The 4,261-nt window shown below is 52.8% G+C and carries 1 protein-coding gene; it reads right to left on the bottom strand.

Going from position 1 to position 4,261, the window contains the following annotated elements; all coding sequences use genetic code 11:
- The coding region (locus ACIQUH_RS27655) for a calcium-binding protein (protein WP_400821354.1) at positions 1–4,261 on the bottom strand (4,261 nt) is incomplete at both ends.

Here is a 4,261-nt window from a genome sequence, read left to right as displayed (position 1 = left end):
TCCGTCTTGCTATAGGTCCAGTCCGTAAATACGAAGCTCTCCACGCCTGCGTCATCATCGATCAGCGTATTCTTCACGAGAATAGATCCACCATCGCCAAGACCTGATGACGATTCGGGAATCGTTATAAGTAAGTCTTCTCCCTGCCGAGAGATACCGACGTCGGAGAAAGCAAGACCTGTCACTGTCAAACTGTCGGAATCGCCTTCCGCCAAGGCCTCTGCAACTATGTCGTTGCCGCCACCTTGGGCATAACGGTATGCATCATTACCCTTGCCACCCAGTAGTTCATCGTCACCGGCGCCTCCCTCAAGGCGATCGTTTCCAGCACCAGTAACGAATACTTCGTCACCATTTCCACCCGTCAGGTTATCGTCACCGGAACCGGTCACAATCCTTTCAATGGACACCAGCGTCTCAATCCCTTCCGGGTTGACGAGCGTATGAGCTTTACCCATCGAGAGATTCACGACCCAATCGGCAGAAGAGTAACTGAAATCAACGGTATCGAAGCCATTACCGCCATCGTAGTGATCAAGGCCAAGCCCACCTTCAAGAGTGTCATTTCCGTCGCCGCCGGACAGGGTGTCATTACCCGCGTCACCGAAGATAAAGTCGTCTCCTCCAGCTCCGTTTAATTGATCATCGCCTGCGCCACCACGGATGACCTCTGATGCCGCACCACCGTTGATGGCCTCGTTCGTTGAATCACCGACAATTGTCCCGTTATTCCCGGATGCCAGGCTGTTGTAGTAGGTCTGCTTAAAGACTGTTTGCGACCACACCACGTTGTCGACAAACCTGAACTCTTCGATGCCACCAAACTCTCCCACAAGGGTGACTGACCAAGCGTTGTTATCGCCTTCGATCCTGTAAAGACCACTCGCTTCACGCAAGATGCGAACCGATGTCGAGAAAATCCCCGTGCCGAAAACAAGGACGTCGTTAGCGGGATTCTGACCGCTGTCCTGGATGACGTCGTGTCCATCGTTGCCGCCGAAATAATAGGTGTCGGCGCCTTCCTTGCCGTCTGCGACATCATCGCCGGCCCCGCCGCTTATCACATCGGCTCCCTCCGTGCCCGCGATCACGTCATTTCCAGAGGTCATCGAAGATGCGAGGACGAGCGTCTCGATGTCGCTGCGGCTCAAATGTTCTCCCGAGGAGAATGTTACCAGATCGATACCATGACCGGATCCATCCAACTGGTTTTCGATAACGATCGACGAGCCGCCGACCGTGATCAACAGAGACGTCCCGTCGCTGGCGCGTTTAAACGCAATACCCGACCCCGAATAAGCAAATTCGAAAACGAGTTCATCGATTTCGTCGGCCGACGAATTGTCCGAGATTCTGTCGTTCCCATCCCCAAGCGAGTACAGGTAGCGGTCTGCCCCCAGGCCACCTTTCAGAATATCATTTCCGGTTCCGCCACGCAGGACGTCGGCTCGATAGGTTCCCGTCAGGATATCATCGCCATTCGAGGGTTGGTTACCGCCAAGGGTCGGCGTGATACTCTCCCTTGTCCAAATTGTTCCATTCGCAAATAGCAGACGCTCTATTCCGGCCCCATTTGCCCCCAACTGATTTTTTAAAATGATCGTCTCTTCGCGCGATCTGATGCGCAAAACAAGATCGTCGGCATTCTGCGCGGAAACCTCGAAGAAGACATCAGCAGTCGTTATTCCACTGCCCAGTTCAAGCGTATCGGTTGAGATGGTATCGGCCCCTTCTTCGATCGTATCGTGGCCACCGCCGAGCCCAAATACGTAAGTGTCGGCTCCCCTTCCGCCCGCCAGCCGGTCGTCACCACCGAGCCCATGCAACCTGTCGTTTTCTCCTGTTCCAACCAGGATATCATTTGCCGAAGTGCCAACAAACGCTCCTGCACTTGTTGAGGACTGCTGGAGGCTCTTTGGCAGATCTGACACGGAAATACGCGTTCCATCCGCGAACTCTACGAATTCTACGCTCGAGATCTCAACGATATCGCCCGTGTCCGGCAAGAATATAGTCGTCCATTCGGACGGACCACTGAATACGCGCAAATCACCCATGTTGATTGTCGGCCCGAAACGTAACGTGTCCGACCCCTGGCTCCCATAGAAGACATCTTTCCCGTCACCACGATTGAAGATGTACACATCGTTTCCGGCATCGCCATCGACATAATCGTCGCCGATACCCCCTGCGACAATGTCGTTTCCTTGGTACATGAAGATGCGGTCATCGCCCGCCCCGGCATTGACAATCGCGGAACCCGACGAAAAATGGAGGTAATCGTCACCAGACGTTGAATTCTGGTCAGCGTAAATTTGATGGAGTTGCGCCTGCGTCCAGCTTACGCCGTTGGCAAACGAGATTTTCTCGACGGACCGAACGCTTATTTCGTCCCTTGAGCCGGAAATACGCAGCGTGAAGAACGTCTGATCTGCTTCATTCAGTCTGACAACTATATCACTCGGAAGTATCCCTTCACCGAAGCGAACGGTGTCGTTATAAATCCCGCCTTGGAAGACGTCACGACCATCGCCCTTGTTGAAAATATAAATGTTGTCTCCAGAGCCTCCATCGGCGTAGTCATCACCTGCGCCACCCGAGATGATATCATCGCCCGCCTCACCATAGATACGGTCATCACCGGCCCCGGAATTTATGACATCATTCAGGTACGAGGTATGAATATAGTCGTCGCCAGAAGTCGAATTCTGATCTGCATAGGTCTGGTATAGTTGAGACTGGGTCCAGACCGTTCCGTCAGCGAACTCGATCTTCTCGACGTCGCGTACACTGACCTCATCCGTCGTCCCGGCAATCTTCAGCGTCAGGAAGGTGTGGTCGGCCTCCATTAGCCGAACAATGATATCTGAAGGCGATATATTGGCACCAAGCCGTAGGGTATCGGTTTCGAAGGAACCGTCGAAGATGTCACGACCATCACCCCTGTTAAAGATGTAGGTGTCGTTGCCCCAGTTGCCATCGGCATAGTCGTCCCCCGTACCACCCGTAATGATGTCGTCGCCATCTTCAGAGTAAATCCGGTCATCACCCGCGCTGGTAGTGATGACATCATCGCCGTCATATGTGTGAATGTAGTCGTCGCCCGACGACGAATTCTGGTCGGCGTAAACCTGATAAAGCTGTGCCTCGGTCCATACCGTACCGTCCGTGAACTCGATCTTCTCGACATCCCGTACACTGATTTCATCAGTCGTCCCGGCAATTTTTAACGTAAGGAAGGTATGGTTGGCTTCCATGAGCTGAACAATGATATCTGAAGGCGATATGCTGGTGCCGAACCGTAAAGTGTCGTTCGCGGAACCGCCATCAAAGACATCGCGTCCGTCCCCCCTGTTGAAGATATAGGTGTCGTTGCCCCAGTCACCATAGGCGTAGTCGTCACCTGTACCACCGGTGATGATGTCGTCACCATAGTCAGAGTAAATTTGGTCATCGCCCGCACCGGTATTGATGACATCATCGCCGTCATAAGTATGAATGTAGTCGTCGCCCGACGACGAATTCTGATCGGCGTAAACCTGATAAAGCTGTGCCTCGGTCCATATCGTGCCGTCCGCGAACTCGATCTTCTCGACATCCCGTACACTGATTTCATCCGTGGTCCCGGCAATCTTCAGTGTCAGATACTGATGGTTGATCTCGTAAAGTTTGACCAGAATATCCGATGTATCAACATTACTGCCGAGCTTTAATGTATCTGTTCCGGAGTTTCCGAAAAAGACGTCATGCCCGTCGCCCCGGTTAAACAGATATGTGTCGTTGCCCAGTCCCCCATCGGCAAAATCATCGCCAGCTCCGCCTGATATCGTATCTGCCCCTTCCGACCCATCCAGGCTGTCATTTGCGGATGTTCCGACAAGAGTATTTGCACCGCTGTTACCCTTGATCGAGTTAAGAGTAACTGCTTGCTGGCCAACGGCAGCAGCAAGTGCACTGCGATCCCAAATTGTACCGTCAGCGAACTCAAGACGTTCGATGCCTCCACCATTTGTTCCGAAGGCGTCCTTGATGACGAGTGCCGCGCCATCTGACAAGTATATTCTTAGCGTATCTGTATCATAAGCATCAAAACTGAAGGTTAAGTCTGAAGCAAAAACACCTGGTCCGAACACCAGTCGGTCATTACTACCTTGGAATGCCTCCTCTACGATGACATCGTTGCCGTCACCCAAATCATAGTAATATGTGTCATCGTGCCAGCCGCCGATCAGGACATCATCACCCGCGCCGCCCCGAAGTT

It is taken from the genome of Agrobacterium sp. NPDC090283 (genome assembly GCF_044769685.1).
Taxonomy (GTDB): domain Bacteria; phylum Pseudomonadota; class Alphaproteobacteria; order Rhizobiales; family Rhizobiaceae; genus Agrobacterium.
The sequence above is the reverse complement of the archived record's forward strand: the minus strand, read 5'-3'. Positions and strand labels throughout refer to the sequence as shown.